At 60.0% G+C, this 19,585-nt stretch carries 25 protein-coding genes and 1 pseudogene; 15 read left to right on the top strand and 11 right to left on the bottom strand.

The features are described from left to right. Window positions 1-33 precede the first annotated feature (33 nt). The 5 genes from HZY77_RS16785 (at window position 34) to HZY77_RS16765 (ending at window position 2,907) form a co-directional block, all read left to right on the top strand. Window positions 34-522, top strand: a complete 489-nt coding sequence (locus HZY77_RS16785) for a cupin domain-containing protein (RefSeq protein ID WP_296817287.1) — start codon at window positions 34-36, stop codon at window positions 520-522. A gap of 163 nt (window positions 523-685) precedes the next feature. Next, the gene (locus HZY77_RS16780; RefSeq protein WP_296817285.1) at window positions 686-1,603 is read left to right on the top strand and encodes a DMT family transporter; all 918 of its coding nucleotides are present in this window, start codon (window positions 686-688) and stop codon (window positions 1,601-1,603) included. A gap of 51 nt (window positions 1,604-1,654) precedes the next feature. Further along, window positions 1,655-1,894: a DUF3820 family protein gene (locus tag HZY77_RS16775; protein WP_296817282.1), complete on the top strand. Its 240-nt coding sequence runs from the start codon at window positions 1,655-1,657 to the stop codon at window positions 1,892-1,894. 157 nt (window positions 1,895-2,051) lie between these two features. Further along, on the top strand, window positions 2,052-2,408 hold the full coding sequence (locus HZY77_RS16770; RefSeq protein ID WP_296817280.1) for a hypothetical protein: 357 nt from the start codon (window positions 2,052-2,054) through the stop codon (window positions 2,406-2,408). A gap of 130 nt (window positions 2,409-2,538) precedes the next feature. Further along, window positions 2,539-2,907 carry a YciI family protein gene (locus tag HZY77_RS16765; protein WP_296817278.1) on the top strand — a complete coding sequence of 123 codons (369 nt, stop codon included), beginning with the start codon at window positions 2,539-2,541 and terminating at the stop codon, window positions 2,905-2,907. 68 nt (window positions 2,908-2,975) lie between these two features. On the opposite strand, the gene HZY77_RS16760 is transcribed toward HZY77_RS16765, so the two are convergent. Beyond that, window positions 2,976-3,614, bottom strand: coding sequence for a glutathione S-transferase family protein (locus HZY77_RS16760; RefSeq protein WP_296817276.1), 639 nt, complete (start codon window positions 3,612-3,614; stop codon window positions 2,976-2,978). Between the two features lie 315 nt (window positions 3,615-3,929). On the opposite strand from HZY77_RS16760, the gene HZY77_RS16755 reads away from it, so the two are divergent. The 3 genes from HZY77_RS16755 (at window position 3,930) to HZY77_RS16745 (ending at window position 4,963) form a co-directional block, all read left to right on the top strand. Beyond that, window positions 3,930-4,256 carry a TusE/DsrC/DsvC family sulfur relay protein gene (locus tag HZY77_RS16755; protein ID WP_296817274.1) on the top strand — a complete coding sequence of 109 codons (327 nt, stop codon included), beginning with the start codon at window positions 3,930-3,932 and terminating at the stop codon, window positions 4,254-4,256. A gap of 31 nt (window positions 4,257-4,287) precedes the next feature. Next, a complete protein-coding gene (locus HZY77_RS16750; RefSeq protein WP_296817272.1) occupies window positions 4,288-4,500 on the top strand; it encodes a hypothetical protein in 213 nt (70 codons plus the stop codon). 100 nt (window positions 4,501-4,600) lie between these two features. After that, complete coding sequence (locus HZY77_RS16745) at window positions 4,601-4,963, top strand: STAS/SEC14 domain-containing protein (RefSeq protein ID WP_296817268.1); 363 nt, start codon at window positions 4,601-4,603, stop codon at window positions 4,961-4,963. A gap of 158 nt (window positions 4,964-5,121) precedes the next feature. Here HZY77_RS16745 and HZY77_RS16740 read toward each other — a convergent pair. From HZY77_RS16740 to HZY77_RS16725, 4 genes and pseudogenes are all read right to left on the bottom strand, one after another. Continuing rightward, window positions 5,122-5,994: pseudogene (locus tag HZY77_RS16740) on the bottom strand (phosphoribulokinase); the annotation flags it as partial. Between the two features lie 265 nt (window positions 5,995-6,259). Then, window positions 6,260-6,625, bottom strand: a complete 366-nt coding sequence (locus HZY77_RS16735; protein ID WP_296817265.1) for a DUF1272 domain-containing protein — start codon at window positions 6,623-6,625, stop codon at window positions 6,260-6,262. 109 nt (window positions 6,626-6,734) lie between these two features. Continuing rightward, complete coding sequence (locus HZY77_RS16730) at window positions 6,735-7,091, bottom strand: nuclear transport factor 2 family protein (RefSeq protein WP_296817262.1); 357 nt, start codon at window positions 7,089-7,091, stop codon at window positions 6,735-6,737. 32 nt (window positions 7,092-7,123) lie between these two features. Next, window positions 7,124-7,885, bottom strand: a complete 762-nt coding sequence (locus HZY77_RS16725; protein ID WP_296817259.1) for an NnrU family protein — start codon at window positions 7,883-7,885, stop codon at window positions 7,124-7,126. Window positions 7,886-8,000: 115 nt separating this feature from the next. Between HZY77_RS16725 and HZY77_RS16720 the strand changes: the two genes are divergently transcribed. The 3 genes from HZY77_RS16720 to HZY77_RS16710 all read left to right on the top strand — a co-directional run bounded on the left by HZY77_RS16720 (window position 8,001) and on the right by HZY77_RS16710 (window position 10,040). Continuing rightward, window positions 8,001-8,444 carry a helix-turn-helix domain-containing protein gene (locus tag HZY77_RS16720; RefSeq protein ID WP_296817257.1) on the top strand — a complete coding sequence of 148 codons (444 nt, stop codon included), beginning with the start codon at window positions 8,001-8,003 and terminating at the stop codon, window positions 8,442-8,444. 3 nt (window positions 8,445-8,447) lie between these two features. Then, the gene (locus HZY77_RS16715) at window positions 8,448-8,705 is read left to right on the top strand and encodes a hypothetical protein (protein ID WP_296817254.1); all 258 of its coding nucleotides are present in this window, start codon (window positions 8,448-8,450) and stop codon (window positions 8,703-8,705) included. 168 nt (window positions 8,706-8,873) lie between these two features. Then, the gene (locus tag HZY77_RS16710; protein ID WP_296817250.1) at window positions 8,874-10,040 is read left to right on the top strand and encodes a diguanylate cyclase; all 1,167 of its coding nucleotides are present in this window, start codon (window positions 8,874-8,876) and stop codon (window positions 10,038-10,040) included. Between the two features lie 85 nt (window positions 10,041-10,125). Here the strand turns inward: HZY77_RS16710 and HZY77_RS16705 are convergent, their stop codons facing one another. Continuing rightward, window positions 10,126-10,785 (bottom strand): hypothetical protein, encoded by a 660-nt coding sequence (locus HZY77_RS16705; RefSeq protein WP_296817247.1) that lies wholly within the window; start codon window positions 10,783-10,785, stop codon window positions 10,126-10,128. 98 nt (window positions 10,786-10,883) lie between these two features. Here HZY77_RS16705 and HZY77_RS16700 point away from each other — a divergent pair, with 98 nt between their 5' ends. The 3 genes from HZY77_RS16700 (at window position 10,884) to ppk2 (ending at window position 14,013) form a co-directional block, all read left to right on the top strand. Continuing rightward, a complete protein-coding gene (locus HZY77_RS16700; protein WP_296817244.1) occupies window positions 10,884-11,258 on the top strand; it encodes a helix-turn-helix domain-containing protein in 375 nt (124 codons plus the stop codon). A 180-nt stretch (window positions 11,259-11,438) separates the two neighbouring features. After that, window positions 11,439-12,518, top strand: coding sequence for a thioredoxin fold domain-containing protein (locus HZY77_RS16695; protein WP_296817241.1), 1,080 nt, complete (start codon window positions 11,439-11,441; stop codon window positions 12,516-12,518). 334 nt (window positions 12,519-12,852) lie between these two features. Next, a complete protein-coding gene (gene ppk2, locus HZY77_RS16690; protein WP_296817238.1) occupies window positions 12,853-14,013 on the top strand; it encodes a polyphosphate kinase 2 in 1,161 nt (386 codons plus the stop codon). 121 nt (window positions 14,014-14,134) lie between these two features. Here ppk2 and HZY77_RS16685 read toward each other — a convergent pair whose 3' ends face one another. The 4 genes from HZY77_RS16685 to HZY77_RS16670 form a co-directional block, all read right to left on the bottom strand. Beyond that, entirely contained in the window at window positions 14,135-14,839 is a 705-nt protein-coding gene (locus tag HZY77_RS16685) for an outer membrane beta-barrel protein (RefSeq protein WP_296817235.1), read from the bottom strand. A 234-nt stretch (window positions 14,840-15,073) separates the two neighbouring features. Next, window positions 15,074-15,349 (bottom strand): DUF2164 domain-containing protein, encoded by a 276-nt coding sequence (locus tag HZY77_RS16680; protein ID WP_296817232.1) that lies wholly within the window; start codon window positions 15,347-15,349, stop codon window positions 15,074-15,076. 218 nt (window positions 15,350-15,567) lie between these two features. Further along, entirely contained in the window at window positions 15,568-15,945 is a 378-nt protein-coding gene (locus HZY77_RS16675) for a SaoD/DsrE family protein (protein WP_363154667.1), read from the bottom strand. A gap of 259 nt (window positions 15,946-16,204) precedes the next feature. Then, entirely contained in the window at window positions 16,205-16,399 is a 195-nt protein-coding gene (locus HZY77_RS16670) for a hypothetical protein (protein ID WP_296817226.1), read from the bottom strand. 785 nt (window positions 16,400-17,184) lie between these two features. Here HZY77_RS16670 and HZY77_RS16665 point away from each other — a divergent pair. Then, window positions 17,185-18,420 carry an ISL3 family transposase gene (locus HZY77_RS16665; RefSeq protein ID WP_296820769.1) on the top strand — a complete coding sequence of 412 codons (1,236 nt, stop codon included), beginning with the start codon at window positions 17,185-17,187 and terminating at the stop codon, window positions 18,418-18,420. Window positions 18,421-18,784: 364 nt separating this feature from the next. Here the strand turns inward: HZY77_RS16665 and HZY77_RS16660 are convergent, their stop codons facing one another. Then, window positions 18,785-19,465, bottom strand: a complete 681-nt coding sequence (locus HZY77_RS16660; protein ID WP_296817224.1) for a hypothetical protein — start codon at window positions 19,463-19,465, stop codon at window positions 18,785-18,787. Between the last annotated feature and the right edge of the window lie 120 nt (window positions 19,466-19,585).

The raw sequence follows: 19,585 nt of genomic DNA, 5'->3' as shown, positions 1-19,585 counted from the left end.
CATCACACTCACGCCATCACGGGAGAAAACCGCATGACACCCTCCACCTCCGTCGCCCGCGTCGCCCTCGACATTCCGCCGCGCGACCGACCCTCCACCTATCCGCAAGCGATCCAGACCTTGCTGGGCGAACGCCTGGCCGGACGCGAGAAGCGCGCCCTGGGCGACGCCTTCGGCCTGGCCAACTTCGGCGTCAACCTCACGCGCCTGGCGCCCGGTGCGGTCTCGGCCTTGCGCCATGCGCATTCCCGGCAGGACGAACTGGTCTACATCCTCGCTGGATCGCCCACCCTGCGCACCAACGAAGGCAGCATGCGCCTGGCGCCCGGCATGTGCGCCGGCTTCAAGGCCGGCACCGGCAATGCCAGCCAGCTGCTGAACGAAACCGGCGAAGACGTGCTGGTTCTGGAAATCGGCGACCGTTCGTCGGGCGACGAAGTCACCTACCCCGACGACGATCTGTTCGCCACCTTCGTCGACGGCCAGTGGCGCTTCTTCCACCAGGACGGTACGCCATATTGAACCGGCACGCCGTCCGCAGCGATCATGTCGCGCCGGCGCATCCAGTGCACAAAAGATCGCGGAACCTGCTTTTTTATCGTGCGGCTGCCGCCTGGGTGCACGACGCGATCGATTACGTGGTCAGTGGTAATGTGAGCACTCCCGACATCCCGGAACCCATCGCATGACAGATGCCGATCCAACTATTCCGGCCCATCGTCTCAACCTGCTCAAAGGCTTTTCGGCAGCAGCGGTGGTCGTCATGATCTGGTCCGGGTTCAACATCGTCTCCCGGCTGGGCGGACGCAGCCCGCTTACGCCTTATGACATGGTCGCCATCCGTTTTGTCGTCTCGGGAATGGCGTTTCTTCCCTTTATGTTGACCCGATGGAACCACCTCAAGTGGCCGCGGCTTGCCGTGCTTGCCGCGATTGGCGGCACAGGGTACACCTTGTTCATCTACTCAGGCTTTGCCCTTGCACCGGCCGCGCACGCGNGCATTCTGGTCAATGGCGGCATTCCCTTTGCGAGCGCATTGATCACCTGGCTCATACTCGGGCACCGCCCTGGCATCCGGACCGAGTTCGCCCTGCTGGTCGCGGGGCTGGGGATCGTGCTGATCGGCTTCCACAGCCTGGGCCAGATTTCCGGCGCCCCCGCCCATCAATGGGTAGGGGATATGTTCTTTCTCCTTGCCGCAATCAGCTTCGCAAGCTTCGTCTTGTTGCTCAAGCATTGGCATGTCCCACCCATCGAAGCAACGGTCGGGGTCTCCGTGATTTCCATGGTTTTCTACACGCCGGTTTATCTCCTGTTCCTGCCCAAGGCCATCACCACTGTTTCCCTGTCCTTCATTCTGTTGCAAGGCGTGTATCAAGGCATCCTGGCCGCCTCGATTGCCGGCCTGCTCTTCACCTACGCCATCCACAACATCGGACCGCAAAAGGCAACGCTCATGCTGGCCATGGTTCCCGGCATCTCGGCGGTGGCCGCCGTGCCATTGTTGAAGGAATCTCTCGATGCCGTGACCATTTCCGGCGTCGTGCTGGTGACGATCGGCGCGGTTCTGGGCGCGACACATCGATTGGCAAAACAGGGATGACGAAGTCCGTGCAGCCTGCCTCCTTTATTCGATGCCGAGGCAGTGGGTAACATGAATCCCAAGGACCTGGAATTACTTGTCACCCGGGAGATGCCTTTTGGCATGCACAAGGGCCGGATCATTGCGGACCTGCCGGGCAATTACCTCAACTGGTTCGCGCGCAACGGATTCCCTCCGGGTGAAATTGGCCGTCTGCTGGCCCTGATGCAGGAAATCGATCACAACGGCCTGGCGGACATTCTCACGCCGCTCCGGCAGCGATCGGGCAACCCTTTTGCGCCGACTGATTGAGTGTTTTTCAGACACATGGAACGACACCCCGTTTGACGGGTCTTCAGGCTGCTCGCTCCCTTCGCGATCGCGCCCAAGGTTCGAAGGCGCGCGTCGAGCGCTCAGTCCGAGACCCGGTCGTATTCAAGCTTGAATCGAATACTTTAATGGAGAACGCATGATCCTTGCCGCAATCGTTCTGTTTTGCCTGGCGGTGGCGCTGGGCCTGGGGCTCGTGGTGCTGGGCGTGCGCTACCGACGCGGCTCGCGGGCCCTGGCGGCGGTGCACGCCGGCCTCGCCCTGCTGGGCCTGGCCCTGTTGGGAAAACATATCTTCAGCAGCCCCGTTCACATGCTGTACAACGATGCGGCGCTGCTGTTCGTGCTGGCGCTGGCCGGCGGGCTGGTTCTGCTGGCCCTGCGCATGGGCACCCATGAACACCGCTCGCCACCGCCGATGATGGGCGTCAGCTTCCACGCGGCCATGGCCATCACGGCGCTGCTGCTGTTGGTGCTGGGGTATACGCATCCCTGACGCCGGGTTTCGGACAGCGAAATCCATTCGAGCCCGGCCCTGTCTTTCTCGAAAGACACGGCTATCGGGTGTCGATTCGGGCTCGTCACAAACGTCGTCCTGGTTATCGACACCCCAAAAGGAGATGACCATGCAATTCATGATGCTGATGATTCCCGCCGTGTACCAGGGCGGCAAACCGGCGCCGGACTTCACGCCTGACCCCAAGAAAATGGAAGCGATGGGACGCTTCAACGAGGAGATGGGAAAAGCCTTGAAAATCGAATCGCTCAACGGCCTGCATCCGCTGGCCAAGGGGGCGCGCGTGTCGTTCGCCCAGGGCAAGCCCTCCGTCACCGACGGGCCGTTGATCGACGCGAAGGAAGTGCTGGGCGGTTACTGGCTGGTGGACGCCCCGTCCAAGGAAGACGTGGTGAAGTGGGCGCAGCGCTGCCCGGCGGACGAAGGCGACACCATCGAGATCCGGCAGATCTTCGGACCCGAGGATTTCGCGAAATAAGGCGCATGGCGTGAAACGCCTCGTCCGGGTTCATCAAAGGCAAATCACCCGAGCCCGGTCCGTTTGATTCATTTCGCCCGCATCCCGTCGGTGGCCTCGAAATGATCCATCTGGTCGGCCCGGGCCTTTCTGAAAGCGGGACGATCCGTGACACGCGCCACATAGGCCTCGGTCGCCGGCCGATGGCCGAAAGCACGGACATCCGGAATGCGCAGCACGTCCGCCATCAGCAGGTCTGCGACCGTGAAGCGGTCCGCCGCGAGCCATGTCCGCCCGCCCAGCACTTTTTCGAGCTGGTCGAGACGCGTGCCCATCCATCCCTCAAGACCATTGTTCTCATCGCCGGAGATCTTCAAAAACCACCACGGCACGGAGACCATCTCGATCGAGTTGAGCGCGGCGATCGTCCATTGCAGCGTTTCCGCTTCGCCAACCGGATCGCGCGGCATCAGCGTGTCGCTTTTCCGGGCCAGATGCAGCAGCCCGGCACCGCTCTCGAACAACTCCAGTTCGCCGTCGCTCAGGAAGGGAACCTGGCCAAAAGGCTGGCGTGCGAGATGATGGGTATCGGGGCCGTCGAATGGAACCGTGCGGACGGCGTAGCCGAGGCCGGCTTCCTCACACGCCCATCTCAGTCTCAGATCACGCACAAAACCGCGCGGGCCTTCAGGCACCCAGTCGTAGGTCCAGATGGTCAGTTCGCTCATCGCAGCAGGCCCTTCCTGTGTCCAGATTGAGAGTGGATCGTCCGCATGAACCGATGTTTCGGTCGCGTCAACATACATACCTTATGCCAGATAGCCCGGAACGTCTCATGCTCCTACCTGGCAGGCAGGTAAGCGGCAGCCTCCGCTCCCATTTTCAGACATGGCTTACACGGAATTCGGACGCTCCCTCGCTGCCAATCATCGCCCTTGTCGGCATCATTTGGCCATCGTTTCCGATTAGCCATCGTGCCGCGTAATCGGCATTGATAGTCGGGGTGGCGCAGGCATCGGCAACCCCGCACACAGGACAAGCGCATGAACCCAACCACCGCGAAAGATCCGAGTGTCCTTTTTGACAAGGATGGTTTCGTCATCAATCCCGAACAATGGGATATCGCGCTGGCGCAGCGCATCGCGAATTCCGAGGGCCTGGGAGAAATGGACGCGTTGCAGCAGCAGTTGCTGCTGACCTTGCGCGATGAATTCCACAAATTCGGGGCGGTCACGGCCTTGAGCCATATTTGCCACCTCAACGGCCTGGACGCAGATTGCCTGCATCAGCGGTTCCGCTCTCCGCGCCAGGCCTGGCGTATCGCGGGTCTGCCCAATCCGGGCGAAGAAGCCAAAGCGTACCTGGCCTGACATACGGATGGAAAGGCATACGATGAGACACGTGAACCTGACCGTTCCGGAAATCGGATTGATCGCCGGCACGCGAGCAGCAGCAGGCGCGGGCCTCGCCCTGCTGCTTTGCAACCGATTGGATCCGGACCGGCGACGCGCTGTCGGCTGGACGCTTCTTGCGGTGGGTATCGCCACCACGATACCGCTGGTCGCACGGGTATTCGGAAAACCCTGCGCGCCCACGGATCCTGAAGAGGCGTAGATTGCAGGCTATCGGCAGTGCAGGCCGTCAAACCCGCGAACCGGCCGTGCCGCCATTCCTGGGCTGAACGCCGGTTGTACGAATCGCGAAGGAGAGCGTGATGATCGAGCTTTTACCGGGTCTGCCAGACCCCATCGTCGGATTGCTTGCCTCGGGACAGGTGACCGCGCAGGACTATGAGTCCGTCGTGATTCCCGCCATCGAATCGAAGCTGCAGGCGCACGGCGCCGTTCGCGTCCTGTACCAATTGGGGCCGGCATTTACCGGGTTCAGCGCAGGCGCGATGTGGGATGACGCGAAACTGGGATTCACCCATCTCAAGGCGTGGGAAAGGATCGCCTTCGTCACCGACAGCGACGGCATGCGGGGCGCAATCGGCCTCTTTCGATTTGCCATCCCGTGTCCGCTCAAGGTCTTTTCCAACGCGCAGTTTGCCGAGGCGGTCGAGTGGATAACGGCCTGAGCATGACCCGGTGCGCCAACACTTGATCGTGTCCGGGTCGCCCCCTCGATTTGACGGTTCAATTCACGGGAAACCGTCGCCTGACCCAAGCCCGTCGCTTCGCCGCGTGCCTCCATGAACCGGGCCAGAATCGGACCGCAAATCATGCCGAGCGCCAGCCGCAGGTCGTTGTTGGGAACCACCATGGTGGTCGGGCGCGACATGTAGGCGCCGGGAATGCGCCGGAGCAACTCGGGAAAATCATGGCGCTCGCGGTCGCGGAAGTGGATCACGCAGAGCGATTCGTCGGCCAGCGGCACGTCGCGCGCAATGAACGGGTCGGAGGTGTCCACCAGCGGCATGCGCTGGATGTTGATGTCGGTCAGGCCGAACTGGGGCACGATGTAATGGATGTAGTCGTCCATGCGGCGCAGGATGGTTTCCACCGATTCCTCGGGCGTGCACGTGCCCTTTTTGCAGTCGCGGTGGATCTTCTGGATCCACTCCAGATTGATGGCCGGCGCCACGCCGATCAGCAGGTCCACATGCTGGGCCACGTCGACGCCCGGGCGTCCCACGCGACGGTCTATTTCCGGCGGAAAGTGGCACGATTCGATCTTGCGGCGGGTCCAGGTGTTGGCCATCAGGCCGCCATGCTGCCCCTCGTAGAACAGGAGATCGCTGCCCGGCGGCAGGGGCGCCCAGGGCGTGAACTCGCCCGCCTGCACCCCCAGTTCCTCGCCGTGCTCGGCCGTGTGGGCATACTGGCGAACCACCCCGCTGCCGCATTCGCCATAGGTCCGGAAAAACGATTCCAGCTCCTGGAAATGATTGCACTCGGGTCCGAACCAGGAAATATTGCGGCCGCTACGCCGCGCCTCGTCGAGCAAGGCGGCGAACTGCCGATCGGTATAGCGCCGGAAACCGTCGCCATGAACGATCGCGGGCTTGATGTTCAGGCGCTCGAAAATGAACTTGAACGCGTGGCGTATCGTGGACAGGCCGGCACCGGACGAACCGGTCACGGCGACGATGGGATGCTGTCGGGACATGATTGTTTTTCTCCCCAGACTGGCCACAAGGCCGCTGGGGATAAAGTGTACCCCGGTGCAGGTCACGGAGAACAGGATTCGATCATCCTCATTCCGGGCTGGGCCCTTCACTGTGGCTTTACAAGATCTGCCCCTCGAGTTGCGCGCTTGCGCATCCTCTGTTTGGGCGAGAAATCTTTAGCGCCTGAAAACCGGGGGCCGGTCTCGATGCTTATTTTCTTCGTGCAGCACCAATACCCAGTAATCCAATGCCAAGTAGCGCCATCTATCCTGGCTGCTGCGGTGTTGAGCCTGGCCCTTTTAAATCGCCGACCTTCTGGCTATTCAGCGTTTCTGCGGCGGTATTTTTGAGTACGGCCGCGAATCGTGCATGCGCTTCAGGATCGACAGGCCGGTGCCTGATAGCCGTGCTCGCCGGGTCCTTGCCAAGATAATTGTCGCCTTTCCAGTTCCTCGATGGCCGGATTGGCCTGGGCACAAAGCCGCCGCCGCAATTCGGGCAGACGTTATCCAGGAGGGTCTCGACGCACGTTGCGCAGAACGTGCACTCATAAGTGCAGATGCGGGCTTCGAGTGAATCAGGCGGCAACGCTTGGTTGCAGTTCTCGCAGGTGGGTCTGAGTTCAAGCATATTGTCACCTTTTGCTGTCGGCTGGCGAAATTGCCCGGCTCCCCGGATCGTCGGCCCTGCGGGGCCGGCACCCTCCGGAGAGTCGCCGCGACCGGCGTGCCTGCTGCGATTACCGATTGCCGATATGGGCCGCGTAAGTCTGCTGGGCGATCTTGCCGTCCTTGATCACAAACGTGTCTGTGCCCAGCGGGATCAGCTCGCCGACACTCCATACGATATAGCCCACCTCGCCATGCGCCTCCAGGGTGCGCATGCGAAAGAGTGCAAGCGCCTGCTCGGGCAGATTGCCCAGGAAGGCTTCGAAGAAGCGCCGGATTTCATCGACACCGCGGTAGACGCAATCCGGCGCATGCAGAACGGCGTGCTCGTCGTAGTCATCAACGATGGCTGCCACGCCCTGTTTGGCCATGAATGCATGGAGGTGGCGGTTCATCACGTTCAGGGTCTGTTCGGTGATCGTAATCATGATGTTTTCCTCAGGGTTGGTTGTCGATGGGGTCAATCGTCGAGAAGCGCCATGGTGCGACGCGCCCGGGCCCGGCCAAACGGGATCAGTTTCGGCGTGCTGCGCTGGTACGCGCGATAGCGCTCGCCGAACTGCCGTACCAGATCCCGCTCTTCGTACAGGAGTCCGATGAGCACGTAGGCAGTCATCCCGCCGGCGAGCAGCAGGTGGCTGACGGTCATGGAGGGAGTGGACCAGATTCCGATCAGCACGCCGAGCTGCATGGGATGGCGGACCCACCGGTAGAGCAACGGCGCCTTGAATGCAACCGGTGTGTAAGGCAGGCCCCTGGCGTGCAGATAGATCTGGCGCAGCCCGAACAGATCGGCGTGGCTGATGAGGAACGTGGTCAGCAGCACGAGCCCCCACCCGCCGAGCGCGATGCCGGTCAGCGTGCCTGCAAGCAGCTTGCCCTCGACCGTCCAGAGGGACCCGGGCACGGGCTGCCAGAAAGCGATGAGCATGCACAAGGCCACCGTGGTGGCGACGAGATAGCTGCTGCGCTCCAGATGGGCGGGAACATGCCGCGTCAGCCAGGCCTTGAATCCTGGGCGTGCCATGACGCTGTGCTGCAGGCCGAAGCCGGCGATGAGGGCAAGGTCGACGAACCCGGCCCATCCAGGCGATAGCGTGCCGGCACTGTCAACGTTGATCGGCGTCAGCACGCCCACGCTGAAACCGACGAAATAGAGCAAGGCGACGAATCCCGTCAGATACGCGCCCAGCCCATAGATCCAGTTCAATAGTGTCTTCATGATGGGTCTCCTGTTCGGTGTGGAAGGAGTGCTCAATTTAGGCTGCGCGGCCTTGACCCTCTAGTGCGTAAACTGTAGTAAACAGCTACGCATTGCGTAGCGACTTGGAGACGTCATGTTGAAATACGGCCAGTTTTGCCCCATCGCCAAGGCCAGCGAGGTGCTCGGTGAAAAATGGACGGTATTGATCGTGCGCGAGCTGCTGCTGGGCACGAAGCGCTTCAACGACTTTCAGCGCGCGTTGTCACAGATCTCCNCGACGGTGCTCGCCAAACGGCTGAAGACGCTGGAGGAGCACGGCCTGGTGTTTCGGAAGGCGGTGACCGGTGGGCGCTCGACCGAGTATCACCTCACCCCGGCTGGCCGCGAACTCTACCCGGTCATCGAAGAGCTGGCCGTATGGGGCATGCGCTGGGCGCGCAAGCACATGGAAGATTCGGAGCTGGACGTCGAACTGCTGATGTGGGATGTCCAGCGTCGCATCGACCGCGATGCCCTGCCGGGCGGCCAGGCAGTGATTCGCTTCAGCTTTCCCGAGCTCAAACATTATCGTGACTGATGGGTGGTCGTCGACGAAACCGGGGCGGATTTGTGCACCAGCAATCCCGGCAAGGATATCGACCTGCACGTGGTGAGTGACCCACGCACCCTGATCGAGGTGTGGATGGGCGACACCACGCTCGGCCATGCCAAATCGTCGGGCAAACTTCAGCTGGTGGGCTCTGCACTGTACACACGCACAATGAAGGCCTGGTTCATGCTGAGCAACACGCAGGACATCATGGCGGCACCCCATATAGCCAACCGGAAATACGATTGAAGCGTGTATCGGGCGTGGGGTCTGGCCCCGTTAACGGCGCCCGGGCGTTGCAATATGCGTATGCCCGAACCATGATCCGTGCAGCGTGGCCTATATTGGATAGACGTTCGTGCGCAGACGAGATGCGTCCAGAAACCTCGTCAAGGGAGCTCGCCGTTGGATAACCCCGTGCCGCCCTCTTCAGATTCCCGGGATCCGGGCATCCTGGTGCCGCAGATCGTGCAGAGCTTTCGTCAGCTCCCCATATCGCTGATCGTCAACCTGGCAAACGGACTCATCCTGGCCGCCGTTCTGTGGGGCACCGTGTCCGCGCCCGTCCTGCTAGCCTGGTCAGGCTTGCTTGTCGTCGTCACCGGAGCGCGATTCCTCAGCTTGCGGGCCTTCATAAACGCCTCCNCCAGAAGCGAACCGGATCTTGCCGTCTGGACGACGTATTTCGTGGCAGGGGCCTGCGCGGCCAGCGTGGTGTGGGGGCTGTCCGGCATTCTTCTGTTTCATCCCAGTTCCTTCCCGCATCAGGTCGTGCTCGCATTCGTACTGNGGGGAATGGTGGCCGGCGCCGTTCCGCTGCTGTCGTCCGTGCGCCACGCCTATGGGTGCTTCGCCATTCCGGTCGTGTTACCCATCGGCCTACGACTGATGTGGGTGGGCGACCGCATCCATCTCGTCATGGGCCTGCTGATGATCATCTTCGGCCTCACCATGCTCGCTACCTCCGCCCAGGTCCACCGCCTGTTCCGCGACGCGGAANAGCTGCGCCGCGAGCTGTTCTCATCAAGCGAAGTGGCGCAGGCGCTGGAATACCTGGTCCGTCTGGACAGCCTCACCGGCATTCCGAACCGGCGGCTGTTCGAGGAAGAACTCGGCAAGGAATGGGCANGGGCGAAGCGCGACAACGTAGCGTTGTCGCTCATCATGGCCGATATCGATCACTTCAAGGAATACAACGACCACTACGGGCACCCGGCCGGCGATCTGTGCCTGGTGGAGGTTGCGCAGGCCATGCACCACGCGCTGTCCCGCCCGGGCGACGTGGCGGCCCGAATCGGCGGCGAAGAGTTTGTGATCCTGTTGCCGCAGACGGATCTGGACGGCGCGATCGCCGTGGCCGAGCAGTTACGCGAGCGTATCCTGGCCTTGAATCTGCCCCACGACGCCTCGCCCGTGGCCAGCCAGGTCACCCTGAGTTTCGGCGTATCTTCGTGCGATCTTGCTTCCGTGTCGTCGCCCGCCGAGCTGATCCGCACATCCGACATCGCGCTATACGAAGCCAAACGCTGCGGACGCAACCAGATCGTGGCCGCCCGGAAAACGACATCGGTTCGGGTCGCGTGAGCAAAGAAGCTGTCTGGCTATCTGCGGCCCTGTGTTCGAGCCAGACCTGCCCCCGCCGTCCTCCAGGCACCCGCCCCTTCTGCCTTCACGCCGACGCCCGCAAGCGCCGCGACTGCATGAGCGACGTCATGTGCAGCATCAGGAAAATCGGCACCAGATACGCCGGAATGATCACCTCCGGCATGAACGCCATCACCCCGGTGGTGATTTCACCCGGCACACCCCTGGCAAGCATCGATCCAAACGCCCCGAGCGAGAGGGCGACAACCAGATCGAGAATTCCCAGCCAGTTCCAGCGCCGGAAACGCCGGCTGGCGACGAAATCGGGCCGACGCAGCAAGGTCAGCAGCACCAAGGGTGCAGTGACGCCTATCGCGATATCGCCCAGCCCTGCCGGAAACGCGAAAAAGCCCGGCAGTACGCCGTGCGCATACAAGGCCAGAAATCCCAGACCGCCGGCGCGCCACGCCTGCATCGAGACCAGAACACGCAGGTCGGCCGCCATGACAAGACCGTGGAACCAGGACGACAGCCGCGACGCAATAAAAAACAGGGCAAGCGGTGTCACCACTGCGACGAGGATGGGCAGCGGCGGTCTCCCTGGCGGTCCGGCGAATGCGCCNCCNGTGCCCAATACAACGATAAGCGAGAACCACATTGCAAGTATCACCCCGATGATCAGCTTCACCTGTGCCGGAACGCGCAATTGCAGATTGTCGGGTGATGAGGGAACTGTCTGTAGCATGATTTTCTCCTGATAGTCACTTGCAATATGCAAGCGACTATCAGGCTAACAGGGTAACTTGTATAATACAAGTGACAAAACGTTTTGGAGCCGAAGCCATGAAAACGGGCAAAACCAAACCAGACACTTTTCGACGGTCCCCCTGCCCGGTTGCAAATACGCTCGACCTGGTCGGCGATCAATGGTCGCTGCTGGTGATTCGGGACATCTTGCACGGCAAGCACACCTATGGCGAACTGCTGGATTCGCCCGAANAAATCCCGACCAGCACACTCGCCGACCGCCTCAAACGCCTCGAAAATGCGGGCATCCTCGTCAAATCCGCCTACCAGGAACGCCCAACGCGCTATGCCTATTCGCTGAGCACCAAGGGTGAGGCGCTGGGCGAGATACTACTGGCTCTCGTGAACTGGGGGACCAAATACATCCCGGGTACGCAGACCCTGAAATCGTTCGAGGAGAGACGCAATTGATCCGCGTGCCCATGGCAAGACCTGATCCCAAAGCCATGACCCGAATGTTCTCCAGACCCCGATTCGCCTATGATCGAAACTGCAGAATGCGCCAAGACCCTGACGCTGTGGCGACCTGTTTGGACAGGGCGTCGATTGAGTTGATTCGAGACCGTCGTTGAGCGGCAAGTGGGAGAACACATGATTTCACATTCGATGCACTGGCCTCGTTCCCTCAAGTGGTTCGCATGCATCCTGCTGCTGTTTTCCAGCCTTGCCGGCGCAGCGGACAAGAAAGAGGGCGCGTTCCATGGCGCGGTCCAGACCGAGTACCCGAGCTGGTTCAAGGCGAGCTTCCTCAACCTGCAGGACGATATCGCAGAGGCCCAATCCAGGAACAAGCGCGTGATGCTCCTGTTCACGCAGGACGGCTGCCCCTACTGCCATGCCCTGGTCGAACGCAATCTTTCGCAAAAGGATATCGAAACCACCCTGCGGAAACACTTCGACGTGATCGCCATCAACATGTGGGGCGACCGTGAGGTCGAGGGACTCGACAACCGGTCCATGACCGAGAAACAGTTTGCCGCCAGCCTCAAGGTGCAGTTCACGCCCACCATCCTGTTTCTCGACGAAGCCGGGCAAACCGTCTTGCGGCTCAATGGCTACATCCCGCCGAACCGATTCATGACTGCGCTGGAATATGCCGCACCAGGCCAGAACAGTGGAGCCAGCTACCTGGATTACGTCGCGGCGCACCAGCCGCCTGCCACCGGCGGCGACTTGATCAACGAATCCTTTNTCCGGAAGCCCNCCTACAATCTCGTGCGCAAGGGCAGCAAGGCCAGACCGATCGCAGTGTTCTTCGAGCAACGCGATTGCCCCGCCTGCGCCGAACTGCACAAGAGGATCCTGTCGGACAAGCAGACGCGCGCCATCCTTGCCGGGTTCGACGCGATCCAGCTCAACATGTGGTCGGACACGCCGCTGGTCACCCCGCAGGGCAAGGCCACCACGGCGCGCGCCTGGGCCCGGGCGCTGGACATCCAATACGCGCCCGCCATCGTGCTGTTCGACGCCAAGGGCAAGGAGATCATCCGCTCCGAGGCCTATTTCAAGCTGTTCCACACCCAGGGCATTCTGACCTACGTGTCGAGCGGCGCGTATGAAAAGGAACCGAGCTTCCAGCGCTACCTGTCCGCCAAGGCGGACCGCCTGCGCGAGCAGGGCCAGGACGTGGACATCTGGCGCATGGGCGATCAACCTGCCGGAAAGAAATAGGCGCGTACGAATTCACGTGAACGGCCCATCCGGGCCGTTTTTATGGGTGATGAAGCCAGGGATGCCGTTGGGAGCGAACGCCCACGCCAGACTGAGCGCGGGCGCCCCGCCGATCAGCCGATCCGCGTGCGGGGCGATCCTGGCAACTGAGGCCAGGACCCGTCCAGCGTGTGGAATCCATTCGAGCACGGCCCTTTGACACAGGGGTTGAAATTGGTCATTAATAGGACTAAGTTATCTTTTTATGGCGGTGCGGGTTCCCGCAGACCTGCACGACGGGGCGAGCGCAAGACGTTGCCCCACCAGGCTCTTTTTACTTCGACAGGACCTCGTTTTGACTACCAAGCCCTCCACCCCTACTCCCGCCAAACGTTCCCCGGCTCGCAGCAGCAATGCGAAGCCCCGTATCGCCGCAGAAGGCGACATTTCGCCCATCCACACCCGCAAGGGTGTGGAGACCTTTACCGTGGACGAGGCAGTGAGTGCCGCGCAGGAGTCCAAGGTCGCGGCGGTGAAGGACATCCTCAGCCGGGCCGGCAACGGCAGTCCCGAAATGATCGAGTCGCTGAAGGCCATTCTCGCCGGGGCGTCGCCGGAAGATGCCGAGGTGTTGCGCCATGCGCTGCTCGCCAAACCGCCGCTCGGCCGGCCTGGCGCGTCGTTCGATCCGGATGGCGAGCTGGCCGAAGACTGGCGCGAGGGTGGCTATCCCTACAAGAACCTGATGTCGCGCAAGAGTTACGAGCGACAGAAATATCAGCTCCAGGTGGAATTGCTCAAACTGCAGGCCTGGGTGAAGGAAACCGGGCAGAAGGTGGTGATCCTGTTCGAAGGCCGCGACGCGGCAGGCAAGGGTGGCACCATCAAGCGCTTCATGGAGCACCTCAATCCGCGCGGCGCGCATGTGATCGCGCTGGAAAAGCCAAGCGAAACGGAACGCGGCCAGTGGTATTTCCAGCGCTACGTCCAGCATCTGCCCACGACGGGCGAAATCGCCCTGTTCGACCGTTCCTGGTACAACCGCGCAGGGGTAGAACGGGTGATGGGTTTCTGCAATGAAGAGGAATACCTGGAATTCATGCGCCAGGCACCCGAGTTCGAACGCAACCTGGTGCGCAGCGGCGTGCATCTGATCAAGTTCTGGTTCTCGGTCAGCCGCGAAGAGCAGCGTCGCCGTTTCAAGGAGCGCAAGGTGCATCCGCTCAAGCAATGGAAGCTGTCGCCGATCGACCTGGCGTCGCTCGACAAATGGGACGACTACACCAAGGCCAAGGAAGCAATGTTCTTCTATACCGACACCGCCGACTCACCGTGGACGGTGATCAAATCGGACGACAAGAAGCGCGCACGGCTCAATGCCATGCGCTACATCCTGCATCGCCTGCCCTACACCAACAAGGACGTCTCCCGCATCGGTTCGCTGGATCTGCTGCTGGTCGGCCGCGCACACGTGGTGTACGAGCGGGGCGAACATCAGGCAAATCCGCTGCTTTGAAGCGGTCTGATTCGATCCGCGCACGGTACCCACACAGACCAGGATAAACATGAAGTCAGGTCCTGCCTTTGGCCGCAAAAGGCAAGACCTGCCCCCGGCCTGGCTTACGGCCTCTTTGATTTCAAAACCTGTAATTGAGTCCGAGACTCAGCAACGAAAACCGGATGGCCGCATCCTGCTCGTAGACAAAGGACGGGGTATCTGTGAACCGATAGTCGGTCTTCCCAAGGTCCACGTACAGATAGTCGGCCTGCAGTTGCACCTTATCCGTCAGCGCGTAAAGCATGCCCGCGCCCGCGGTCCAGCCCGTGGCGATGTGCTGATCCAATCCCCAGTTTCCGGTCGGTCCCCAGTACTGGATGGCTTCATCCATGTCGCGCCGGACCTCGCCTGCGGCGACACCGGCCGTGCCATACACGGCAACGCGGTCATAGGCCCGCCCGACCTTCAGCCGCAGGGTCGCCAGGTTTTCCACCCGCTGCCTGACATGCATCGGGCAGTTCGCGCGGGCGCTGTCGCAACCGTCCACCAGCCCGGGAAGCGGGTTGGTGTACAGGCTNTTGGTGCCTTCGATGTGCGTGCCCAGCACGTCCACGCCCAGCCCGTAAATCAGGTTCCCGCGCTGCCAGTCATACCCTAGCGACACCCCCGCGCCCGCGCCGCGCAGATGGATCGACGTGGGCGCGAAGGGAAACGCCGGGTCGTAATGCCCGGTCCCCAGATGTGCCTCGCCCCATCCCTCGGCAAGCCTCACACCGGCATACAGGCCGCTCCAATCCGCGCCGTTGGGCGGTTGTGCGGCAAGTGCAGGAATGGAGGAGAGCAATAGACTTAAAGCAATCCATTCGCGGATGTGGAGTTTGGTTGTTCTCATAGGAAAGTAGATCTGACGATTGTAAAAATCAAAGGGGGCCGATTCAGCCTGTGCTTGCTCGCATCGTCTTCATAACGCGCACAGATATCAGCCAGCGCGCAGTTCGACGTCATGCAGTAGGTATAAGTCATGATTCATCTCATTAGTTCGTAATCAATTCGAGCCTGGCCCTTTGATTCTCAGGCTTCACGGCTTTGCCTTGCGCTGCTTCGCGACCCTGCGCCAATAGGAGAATTCTTCCTCGTGAATTTCGAAGTCGATCTCGGACACCCTTGCCTGTAGCCGGCCCTGAACATCGGCTACGGCCTTGTTGTAGATACACGGTCCGATTTCTTCGAGGAAGTAGCCGAGTAAGCCGGTGGCTGCAATGTTGCCAATCCGCTCCTCCATGTTCTCCTGGAAGTAGCGCTCGATTGATGCAACGGCTTGCGCCCGGTCTTCCTTACTGAGTTCGATAGTCATGCTGTCGCCTTTGTCAATGCGGGTGAACGTATCTGCCCTGGTGCCGTGAATCAAAGGGGCCAATTAGGCGTCCGGTTCGAACCAGTTTGGCAATTTCGAATGTCGAGAACAATGTGGGCCTGGCCCCTTTAATTTACGTTCCAGGAATTAGTTGGCTCTCGCCCCGGTCATCTGCGCCGGCGGCCCGGCCTGTGCCTGACCTTCGATTTACCCGGAAATCAAAGCGAAATGACCTGAACGTCGGCGACACCCGACAAGGCGGCGTAGAGCTGAGGGAAACATCCCACACGCACGCCTTCGACCAAGCCCTGGGGGTGNACCTCGCCGCTACCGCATTGCTCGAACGCGCCCTCCGCCAATCCACGGCGCACCGCACACTGATCGCAGGCCATCAAGAGAATGCCTTTNTCGCGGGCCACCTTCGCCAGCCTTTCGCCAAAGGGGTCGCCGCTACGCAAGGTGTAGATGTTGTCATCGAAAAACATCATCCCCACCACCTCCGCGCCATGATTGCCCGCTTCGAGCTGGGGCAGGATCATGGTGTTCAGTTTAAAAGTGGATGCCATGTTGGTGGCGAACACGTAGGCAACTTTCATATCGTCTCCTTGGATACCAAAAAATCGGTTCACCTGATCCGGGGTCATGATCCACCCGGTCCGGCAGCGTGCTGCTGGGCGATGCACAGCGGGCAGGGTTGCAGCTTCAGCCACGCCACCATGATGAAGCTGCCGGCGACGAGGCCTGGCCGATCAGTGTAATGGCGAGCCAGAGAAAAGGGGTTGGGATGCGTTTCATGGTGGGTAAATCCGAGCTAGTTGGCAAAAGGCAAGGCCTGACCCCGTGCCCTGTCGTTGCCTAGTGCACACTCCGTTCCACGTTGTCCTTGTCGATGAAAAACGGGCAGGCCGTCATGTTGTCCGGCTTGCGGATCAGCTCCTCGCTGAAGTCCGCATAGGTGCGGGAAAGCAGATGCTTGCCGGCATCGTCCTCGTAGCGCGCGCACGCATCGGCCAGCGCGCAGTTCGACGTCATGCAGTATGTGTAGGTCATGATTCACCTCGTTAGTTCGTAATCAAATCGAGCCCGCGATTCCTGTGAACAAAATCGAGCCTGGTTCCTTACGAGCCAAGGTCGGGCAGATCAGTCATGCCTATAGCGTTTACAAGCGGCAGCCCCGTTAACTCTCGTTCGCCCACACGATGAATAATAAGTTTGATTACGGTTATTATCCATTCACGCTCACACCTCAAATAGCTGGTAAAAGCCGCACCTGGCAGTGGTGATTTCCTTGCCTCACTGGCCCTCCCTTTACGCTCGGTCAAGTTACCAAGCTCACGCAAGACCTTCTCTGAAATACCCAACTCAGATGCAACTTTTTGCGTTTATTTTTAGTCGCGTCATCCAAAAATGAGACTCTACGGCCGTTAAACAGAAGTAGGCCATCGCGGGGAGAGTTTCTTGCCCCATTTCGAATTGCTTGTAACGATGGAATAGCACCTCAACCAGTTGTGAGGTTGTGAAATTCTGTGGTGGAGCCGGATAAGTTGGATGGGTTGCTCGGACAACGAGGTGTGTTGGGCAAGATACTGAGCCGAGGGTCGCCGTAGTTTTATTCCCTGTTACGGGATCGTCGTATTCAGCTACCCCATGTTCAAACACAAGATTGAAGGCATCAATGCCATTCTCGAGACACGCGTGAATTTGCCATGACTTGATAAATGGATCGACACTTCCCTTGCATCTTCCAACAAGGTGTAGTGATTATTCAAATAGCCTCTCTTGAAATCCGAGTGGGTAAGCTGACGTCATATTGACCAACCTGGATGAGTGAATTCATGACTGCCAAGCTGTTTGAAACTGCCCTTGGAATTGCCCCGCCGTGGACGGTGGCGTCGGTCGACTTCGACGAGTCGGCCAGGACCTTGACCGTGCTGATTGACTTCAAGGCTGGCAGCCGCTTCAAGGTCTCGGGCCATGAAGGCGTGCATCCGGTGCACGACACCGTGACCAAGACCTACCGGCACCTGAACTTCTTCCAGCATGAGTGCCATCTGCAGGTGCGCACGCCGCGAGTGAAGCTGCCCAATGGTTCGGTGCGACTGGTCGAGCCTGACTTTGCCGGGCGGCTGAATGGCTTCACGCTGCTGTTCGAAGCCTTCATCCTGATGCTGGCGCGCCAGATGCCGTTTGCCGCCGTGGCGCGCATCGTGGGCGAATCGTCCCACCGGGTGCTGGCGGTGTGCCAGAAGTACGTGGAGATGGCCTGCGGCCTGGCGGATCACTCCGGTGTCACGGCGCTGGCCATTGACGAGACCTCGCGCGCCCGAGGCCACAGTTATGTCACCCTGGCCGCAGACGCCGAGGCCAGGCGCGTGCTGTTCGTCACGGAAGGGCGCGACGCCCAGACCATTGCGCAACTGGCCGAGTATCTGGGCGACCATGGCTGCCCGGCCGGGAACATCGCCTCGGCGAGCATCGACATGTCGCCAGCCTTCATCGCCGGAGTCAGCCAGCATCTGCCCAATGCCCGCATCACCTTCGACAAGTTCCACGTCATCGGCCACGCCAGCACGGCGGTGGACAAGATGCGCCGCATCGAGCAGCGCACCGACAAGTCCCTCAAGGGCATGCGCTGGACGCTGCTCAAGGATGCCTCCCGGCTCAAGCCCGAGGCTGCTGCCGATCTTGACGCACTGATTGCCAGGATGACTGTCAAGCGCACGGCGCGCGCCTGGGTCTACAAGGAGCAACTGCGCGAAATCCTTGATCGCAAACAAATCAACGTCGTGCGCGCCATGCTGGAACACTGGTGCACTTGCGTCATGCGCTCCAAGGTCGAGCCGATGAAGGAGGTTGCCCGGATGATCCGATCCCATCTGGAAGGAATCGTGGCCTGGGCTCAGACACGGCAGACCAATGGATTTCTGGAGGCGATCAACGGCTTGTTCCAGGCCGCCAAGCGGCGTGCCCGTGGCTTCACCCGCATCGACACAATCAAAACCGTCATCTTCCTGATCGCCGGCCGTCTCGATTTCCACGCCATTAACCCTCATGCAGAACAACCCACTTGAAATTCAACAGAGCCTTCAAATAAAAAACCACCCACCTCGCATCAACCTTGACGCAAAATTCCGGCGTCTGATGGATTAGTGGCTGGGCATTGTCGTAAACGTGAAACTCACTTTTCGCAATCCGGTAGTGCAGCTCCGTAATAAACCGAGTTTTGTGCTCATAAACTCAACCCAGCTTAATGTCTCATGTATCCACAGTGGTCCGCTTCGGGCCAGTTCAGCCCGGCCTCTTCATTCGCTCTATTTATCGGCACGCCTAATCGTAAGCCAGATCGGGGTCAGATCTTTCAATATCACATGATGACGAAAGACCTGACCCCGCCCTCATTTGTCCCTCAAGACCTGGCCCCGTTGATACGCTACCCTAATTATGTAGGTGACCCCACTGCTGACGGTTTTGCCAAACCAAGGGGCGCCGATGCATGCGATGGGTTTTGTAATGTTCATAGTCTCTAACGAGCTCTTCTAATTCCGCAATGAGATAGCCGTTCTTACTCAGAAACGTTCGTAATGTCTCGGGCGATGGATAGTTAGTGAAGCCACCTTCACGCATGACTTTCCATTCGGCTAGCACCTCTGATGAGGTGTTGTCCGGAATACGGCTACCACCCAGAATATGGTGGGTATAGTCGAATTCAACGATTTGGTGCCACTCGTTCAGGACGGCCTGTGTTTGGTCACTTGGAATGCCTAACTTAGTAAGCACACCAAGGACAGAGGAGCGAATACGCTCTTGTTCGTCGTCACTATAGCCACCCCAACGTCCTTGCCGTTTCACCAGTGAAAGTGAGAGCTCTGCAACTTGAACGGCCAACAGCTGTAGTTCAGAAACCGCAATCTCTGCACGAGCCACTATTTCTCGCGTATGCGCCTCAATTCCACTGCGGGATGCTTTGAACTGTGAGATACGGTCAAGGTTTGCCGTTACCAACAACGCCAGGAAGCCGGCCAGACCGGCGAGCAGAAGACTGTTGTGACCTAAATATCCAAACCCCATTCCGCTAGCGAATGCAAGTATGGCGCAGATAACGAGAAACCATTTCATGGCGTACAAAACCTAACGTAATTAGGCATCCGTTGGCTCCACCTTTTTGCCTTACGCTCTGTCTGTGCCAGCCAGTCTGCGGGGTTGAGGTGAAATCGCCAGTAGAGGACGCAAGCGACA

Origin of the sequence: Thiobacillus sp., assembly GCF_013693775.1 — a bacterium.
GTDB lineage: Bacteria > Pseudomonadota > Gammaproteobacteria > Burkholderiales > Thiobacillaceae > Thiobacillus.
The sequence above is the reverse complement of the archived record's forward strand: the minus strand, read 5'-3'. Positions and strand labels throughout refer to the sequence as shown.

Excerpts from the sequence above, each read along its gene's own strand:
- HZY77_RS16785 (WP_296817287.1), top strand. The coding sequence starts at position 34 with ATGACACCCTCCACCTCCGTCGCCCGCGTCGCCCTCGACATTCCGCCG.
- HZY77_RS16775 (WP_296817282.1), top strand. The coding sequence starts at position 1,655 with ATGAATCCCAAGGACCTGGAATTACTTGTCACCCGGGAGATGCCTTTT.
- HZY77_RS16770 (WP_296817280.1), top strand. The coding sequence starts at position 2,052 with ATGATCCTTGCCGCAATCGTTCTGTTTTGCCTGGCGGTGGCGCTGGGC.
- HZY77_RS16765 (WP_296817278.1), top strand. The coding sequence starts at position 2,539 with ATGCAATTCATGATGCTGATGATTCCCGCCGTGTACCAGGGCGGCAAA.
- HZY77_RS16760 (WP_296817276.1), bottom strand. The coding sequence starts at position 3,614 with ATGAGCGAACTGACCATCTGGACCTACGACTGGGTGCCTGAAGGCCCG.
- HZY77_RS16755 (WP_296817274.1), top strand. The coding sequence starts at position 3,930 with ATGAACCCAACCACCGCGAAAGATCCGAGTGTCCTTTTTGACAAGGAT.
- HZY77_RS16745 (WP_296817268.1), top strand. The coding sequence starts at position 4,601 with ATGATCGAGCTTTTACCGGGTCTGCCAGACCCCATCGTCGGATTGCTT.
- HZY77_RS16735 (WP_296817265.1), bottom strand. The coding sequence starts at position 6,625 with ATGCTTGAACTCAGACCCACCTGCGAGAACTGCAACCAAGCGTTGCCG.
- HZY77_RS16730 (WP_296817262.1), bottom strand. The coding sequence starts at position 7,091 with ATGATTACGATCACCGAACAGACCCTGAACGTGATGAACCGCCACCTC.
- HZY77_RS16725 (WP_296817259.1), bottom strand. The coding sequence starts at position 7,885 with ATGAAGACACTATTGAACTGGATCTATGGGCTGGGCGCGTATCTGACG.
- HZY77_RS16680 (WP_296817232.1), bottom strand. The coding sequence starts at position 15,349 with ATGACTATCGAACTCAGTAAGGAAGACCGGGCGCAAGCCGTTGCATCA.
- HZY77_RS16670 (WP_296817226.1), bottom strand. The coding sequence starts at position 16,399 with ATGACCTACACATACTGCATGACGTCGAACTGCGCGCTGGCCGATGCG.
- HZY77_RS16665 (WP_296820769.1), top strand. The coding sequence starts at position 17,185 with ATGACTGCCAAGCTGTTTGAAACTGCCCTTGGAATTGCCCCGCCGTGG.
- HZY77_RS16660 (WP_296817224.1), bottom strand. The coding sequence starts at position 19,465 with ATGAAATGGTTTCTCGTTATCTGCGCCATACTTGCATTCGCTAGCGGA.